At 69.2% G+C, this 5,679-nt stretch carries 6 protein-coding genes; 5 read left to right on the top strand and 1 reads right to left on the bottom strand.

The window, feature by feature from the left end; all coding sequences use genetic code 11:
• Positions 1 to 186: 186 nt before the first annotated feature.
• The gene (locus AB0L25_RS40880) at positions 187 to 888 is read left to right on the top strand and encodes an HAD family hydrolase (protein ID WP_500179012.1); all 702 of its coding nucleotides are present in this window, start codon (positions 187 to 189) and stop codon (positions 886 to 888) included.
• Here AB0L25_RS40880 and AB0L25_RS40875 read toward each other — a convergent pair.
• Positions 875 to 2,101, bottom strand: a complete 1,227-nt coding sequence (locus tag AB0L25_RS40875; protein WP_500179010.1) for an NsdA family TPR-like regulatory protein — start codon at positions 2,099 to 2,101, stop codon at positions 875 to 877. The two genes, AB0L25_RS40880 and AB0L25_RS40875, sit on opposite strands and share 14 nt — an antisense overlap.
• Positions 2,102 to 2,238: 137 nt before the next feature.
• Here AB0L25_RS40875 and AB0L25_RS40870 point away from each other — a divergent pair, with 137 nt between their 5' ends.
• The 4 genes from AB0L25_RS40870 to AB0L25_RS40855 form a co-directional block, all read left to right on the top strand.
• Positions 2,239 to 2,628, top strand: a complete 390-nt coding sequence (locus AB0L25_RS40870; RefSeq protein WP_500179009.1) for a hypothetical protein — start codon at positions 2,239 to 2,241, stop codon at positions 2,626 to 2,628.
• A 12-nt stretch (positions 2,629 to 2,640) separates the two neighbouring features.
• Positions 2,641 to 3,519, top strand: coding sequence for an SAM-dependent methyltransferase (locus AB0L25_RS40865; protein WP_500179007.1), 879 nt, complete (start codon positions 2,641 to 2,643; stop codon positions 3,517 to 3,519).
• An 8-nt stretch (positions 3,520 to 3,527) separates the two neighbouring features.
• Positions 3,528 to 4,085 (top strand): HAD family hydrolase, encoded by a 558-nt coding sequence (locus AB0L25_RS40860; protein WP_500179006.1) that lies wholly within the window; start codon positions 3,528 to 3,530, stop codon positions 4,083 to 4,085.
• Positions 4,086 to 5,127: 1,042 nt separating this feature from the next.
• The coding region (locus AB0L25_RS40855) for a tyrosine-type recombinase/integrase (protein ID WP_500179005.1) at positions 5,128 to 5,679 on the top strand (552 nt) is incomplete at its 3' end.

Here is a 5,679-nt window from a genome sequence, read left to right as displayed (position 1 = left end):
CCCGTTCCTCGGCGGTCAACTCCAACGGCGCAAGCTTTGGCCCCGGACGCGTCATGCCAGAACCCTAGGCGAAATTAAGACTCAGGACACTAGCGAACACCAGGCGCCCAGCGCACGGAAGGGGCATCCTTCGGGATGGACGCGTTCGCCGCCCGAACGATGACCTTCGCCGCTTACGATCCCTGCGTGACGATTCTGGTGCTCTGGGACATCGACCACACCCTCCTGTCGATAGGCCCCCTCAGCGGGGAGTTGTACCGCGACACGTTCGTGAAGGTGACCGCGCAGCCCTTCGAACGGCTCGCGGACATGACCGGCCGCACCGACCTGGCCATCACCAGCGAAACCCTCCGGCTTCACGGCATCGTCCCGACCGACTCGCTGCTGGCCTCGTTCGCCGAGGCTCTCGCCGCCGCATTCGACAGCAACCGCGACCGGCTCGCCGCCCAAGGCCGGGCTCTGCACGGTGCCCACGACGCCCTCCAGACGCTGGCCGGACGCGACGACGTCGTCCAGTCGGTGCTGACCGGCAACGCCGAACCGATCGCCCGCTGCAAACTGGCCGCCTTCGACCTCGACCGGTTCGTCGACTTCGACATCGGCGCCTACGGAATGGACGGCGCCGAACGCCCCCCGCTCGTCGCGCTCGCCCGACGGCGCGCACAGGACAAGTACGGGCTGACGTTCGACGCGTCCACGACCGTGCTGATCGGGGACACTCCCAAGGACGTCGAGGCCGGGCACCAGGGCGACGCACGGGTCGTCGCGGTCGCCACCGGCTCGAGCACCATCGACGATCTGAAGGCCGCCGGCGCCGAACTCGTCCTGCCCGACCTGCGCGACACCGACGCCGTGGTGGCAGCGGTCCTGGACGTCAGCGGCCCATGACTCGCTCCACCAGTTCCCGCACCTGTGGGACGTCGAACAGCTCCAGGTCGGTGACGAGTTCACGGAACCGTGCGTTCACCCGCGCGGACCCGATCTGCTGCGCCAATCCGTACGCCTGTTCGGCTACGTGCGCGGCCTGTTCCGGCTCTCCCTGCCGCAGATGCGCGGTGGCGAGCCGCGTCTTGTAGTGCGCCAGGTCGCGGAGATGGTCCGGGGCCGCCGTCTCCAGCAGCGCGATGGTGCGCTGCAGCGCGTCGACCGCCTCGTCGTGCAAGCCCAAGTCCAGCAGGCACGCGCCTCGCTGGGCCGCGATCTCGACTTCGGTCACGTACTCCGTCCAGGAGGGCTCGGGGTCGTCGGCGTCCGCGATGTATTCGGTGTCGGCCTGGTCGAGATGCCGACGGCACGCGCCGGTCTCGCCGAGGGCGGCGTGGGCACGGGCCGCCCGCTCGTGCAGAATCGCCCGCGTGCGAGGGCTGCCCTCCGCTCGAGCGAGCATGCTCGCCGTGTCGGCCAGTGCGAGTGCCTTGCGGGGCTTGCCCTGGTAGAGGTGATGCAGGCTCATGTAGCCCATGGCATGCGCGGCCAGCCCGAGATCGTCGACCTCATGAGCGGCGTAGACCGTGGCCGTCAGGTGGCGGGTGGCGACACCCGGCCGGGCGGCATCGATCGCGAGCCACCCGGCGACCTGGGTCAGTCCGGCCAGCGCCAGGTAGAGGCGCCTTTCGGCGCGCAGGTCCAGCGCCGCGGTCGCGAAGACGCGTGAGGCGGCCGACACCTGCTCGGCGACCACGGCGACCAGTTCGTCGCCGCCGAACTCCGCCTCCAGTCGATAGAGGCGCCGCAGCATTCCCTCGGCCCGCTCCACCGTCGGAAGCCCCACCGTGCCGTCTCCGGCGACGGGTTCCGTCAACAGCATGGCCAGTGGATCGGAGCCCGGTCCGTTGCCGAACAACTCGTCCTCGGATCTGCCGGTCACCTTCGCGTACAACGGCCGGTAGCGATCGCCCGGTGAGTGCTTCCCGTTCTCCCAGTGCTTGATCATCTCGGCGAGCGTCTTCACGTGCGGCAAGGTGGCCCGATCACGTGGGTCCGCGGCCGCTCGCAGCAGCCGCGCCAGGTCGGGGCGGGACCAGCGCGGAGGCGCCTCCCGCACCCGGCGGAGCCGTGCCCCGATCGCCTTCTTCGCGGCCGCCGTCGCTTCGGAAGACATTGGCGATGCACCTTCCGTCCCAGGGATGGGGCCGGCATCCACGGTCATCCCCCATCATCCCCCTGCCGCTGTGGCACTCGCCACAGAAACATGGGCATCGACCACAGCGCACCCGTGCATCGCAGCAGGAGGCGGCTTTGCCTTCCCACAACGTCGGCGCTCCGGTCCGTTTCTTCGCGGACCTGTTCGCACCGTTCTCCGATTCGCCCGCCAGCGGGAACACTGCGCACCTGTTCCGGGTGCAGTGCTTGCCCGGGGACCGGTGGGAGGCCCATGCGACCTACCCGATCACGCCGTTCATGGCGGAGATGGGGTGCAGGGAGGTTCTGCAGGCGACATCCCTGGCTGACCTGACGTTGCGGGCCACGGCCGAACGGGTCCGGATTTGCCTGGTCCGCGCCGCGGAAAAGCCGCCCACCGGCGACTGGATCGTCCGCACGCAGACCCCGTGGCCCCGGGTGGCGCATCCCCCGGCGCACCCGTCCCGGGGCCACGGCCTCCTGCCCACCCTCTCCCCGCCCAAGTGACGAAAGCGAACCATGCTGGACGAGCTCAGCGGCTTCCCTCTCACGAACCCGGCATTCGAGGTGCCGCACGCGGCACGCTTATGGAACTACTGGCTGGGCGGCAAGGACAACTTCGAGGCCGACTGGCACGCCGGCGATCTGGTCACCCAGCTCATCCCCGACATCGTCCACACCGCCCGCCACTCCCGCGCGTTCCTCAACCGCGCCGTCCACCACCTCGCCGCTCACGCGGGGATACGGCAGTTCCTCGACATTGGCGTCGGCCTGCCCGCCGTCGACAACACCCACGAGGTCGCCCAGCGCATCACCCCGGACGCGCGCGTGGTGTACGTCGACAACGACCCGCTCGTCCTGGCCCACGCCCGCGCCATGCTCACCAGCAGTCGCCGGGGCACCGTCGAAGTCGTCGACGCCGACGCCCGCGACACCGGCACCGTCCTCACCGAGGCGGCTCACATCCTGGACCTCACCAAGCCGGTCGGGTTGCTGATGCTGGGGGTGCTGAGCCACCTCGTCGACGACCACCAAGCACGAGCCACCGTCGCCGACCTGGTCGGCGCGCTCGCACCCGGCAGCCACCTTGTCATCGCCCACCCCACCGCCGAACTACATGGCGAGTTGCTGCGCGACACGATGCGGCTGCTGACCGAGCTGGGCAGCACCCCCACCCTCGCCCGCACCCCCGCGCAGATCGCCGGGTTCTTCACCGGCCTGGACCTGCTGCACCCCGGCATCGTGCCCTGCTCTAACTGGCGCCCCGACCCCACCCCGTGGGAGGCACCGCCGGTGCTGCAGTACTGCGGCGTCGCCCGCATCCCGGGCCCCGCACCCATCAGCCACAACGTCACCGCACCGCACTCCCGAGTCATCTACCAGCCCGCTCACCGATGAGGACATCCATGCCAGAACGCGACCTGACCGAGTTCCGGGCCGCCGCCCACGGAGGAGCCATCACGCACATAGTCGTGGAGTACGGCCGGACGCTCACCGAGTGGGGCGACCGGGTCGATCTCAACCTCGGAATGCGGCCGGTCAGCACCACCGCCCGCGACGCCATGCGCGCGGTCGCCGAGGCCGGGGTGACGCTGGCGTTGCTCTCCAACGCCCGTGCCTGGCAGGACCGCCGCCCGGCGCTCGCCGCCGCCGGCATCGACGGGCTGTTCGGCGACCGGGTGTTCCTCAGCCACGAGATCGGCGTCGCCAAACCGGACCCGGCCGCTTTCGAATACGTGCTGAACAACCTGGGCACCGCGCCCGCAGAAGTCCTCGCGGTCGGCAATGACTACGCCCACGACATCGCCCCCGCCGCACATATCGGGATGCGCGCAGTCCTCGTCAGCCGTTGGCCCATCGGCAAACGCCGTCCGAGCACGACCTGGATCAGCAACATCACCAGCCTCCCCGTTCTGCTCACCGGTGCCCCCAAGCGGGAACCGGCCGGGGGCGGTGCCACGTGATCGGCTCCACCGCCTTTCAGGCCAGGACATCCTCCGAGCCCCCATAGCCGGATAAAAAGGCCGGGGCGGCGCCGCGTGCATCCGGTTGTGCGCCGCGCCGTCCCCACCAGCTCCGCGGCCCCGGGCGAACGGCGCGGACCCGGGGCCGCGGGTCACCCGAAGACGCGCGCCGGAGGTGCACATGACCACCACTATCGACACCCCCCGACGGCATCCGCGCCGCAGCGGCTGTGGCTCGACCTCACCCGCAAGTGCCAGCTGAACTGCACCCACTGCCTCAACAACTCCGGGCCGTCCGGCGGACACGGCACCATGATCCGCGCCAACTGGTTCACCGCCCTCGACCAGGCCGACCATCGCGTTCGGCGCACGCCACTGCGGAACTCTCACCCCTCTGCGGCACACGACTTCCCCTGGACTCGTCTCGACGGATAACCCCCGCATCGGGTGATCAACCGATGGCTGTTGAGATCCGGTGCGGTCACTGGAGTGGAATGACCGAGGCGCAAATGATGCCATGGCTGTTTCGAGGGTCTTGGGTGTTAGCGCCAGGGTTCGATATTGGGTTTGGCGATCATCGACGCGATCGGGCTCATACCGGCGCACGCCTTTACAAAGTAGATCACCAAGCCGAGCCGCCAACCGAGCCTCACCTTCCGTGAGATATCGACACGCTCTGTAGTAGAGTCGAGGCCAAGCCGGGGCAAAGACTTGTCGATGTCCGCTGGTACCGCCACCGCAGCCAGTGGCTCCCGTGGCGGCACGCAGCAGGGCCTGCAGGTCTCGTGAGGCATCCGGGGCCGTCCCCGGACTTCCCTCACCCTTCCTAGTTCGTCGCTGACTCGCGCACACATTCGCCACCCGGCATGCCGAGTACGCCACCACACGAACATGCCCGAAAGCCGAGCCGCGATCTTGGCCGGGAACACGGCCAGACGGCCGAGAAGAGCCCTGGTCACGTGGGTCGGACCGGCGGGGCCCTCCGTGTCGTGTGATCGAGCGGCGAGCGAGGAGTACCTCGACCGACAGAAGGAGGGATCCGTTGGCAAGAATCATGATCGGTAAGTACGAGGGGTCGATCTACCCGGAGGGCAACCGCTACACCGGTGCCCTGGAACTCGGGTTCGACCCCAACGGCAAGCGCAGGCGCCTCAAGAGGAAGGGGCGGACGAAGGCGGAGGTCCAGGACAAGCTCAGGGAGGCCGTCAAAGACCTGGAGGCCGGCATCAAGAGCTCCGCGAGCTACACAATCGCGGACGCCGTCGAGGACTGGCTCGCCAAGGGACTCAAAGGACGCGACGCCAACACCGTCGCGACCAACCGGATCCTCGCCGACAAGCACGTGATCCCGCTGATCGGCAAGATCAAGCTCAAGGACCTGCGCGCGGACGACGTCGACGAGTGGCTCGACGGGCTCACCGGGAAGCTGTCCACCCGGAGCCTGCAGGCGGTGCACTCGATCCTCAAGCGGTCCATCCGGCAGGCGCAGGCGCGCGACCGGGTCGTGCGGAACGTGGCCGAGTTCGTCACCACTCCCAAGGGACGGGCCGGGCGGCCGAGCAAGGCGCTCACCCTCGAGCAGGCCACGGCGGTG

Source organism: Spirillospora sp. NPDC052242, assembly GCF_040679555.1.
Classification (GTDB): domain Bacteria; phylum Actinomycetota; class Actinomycetes; order Streptosporangiales; family Streptosporangiaceae; genus Spirillospora.
This window is presented reverse-complemented; position numbering and strand designations above follow the sequence as displayed.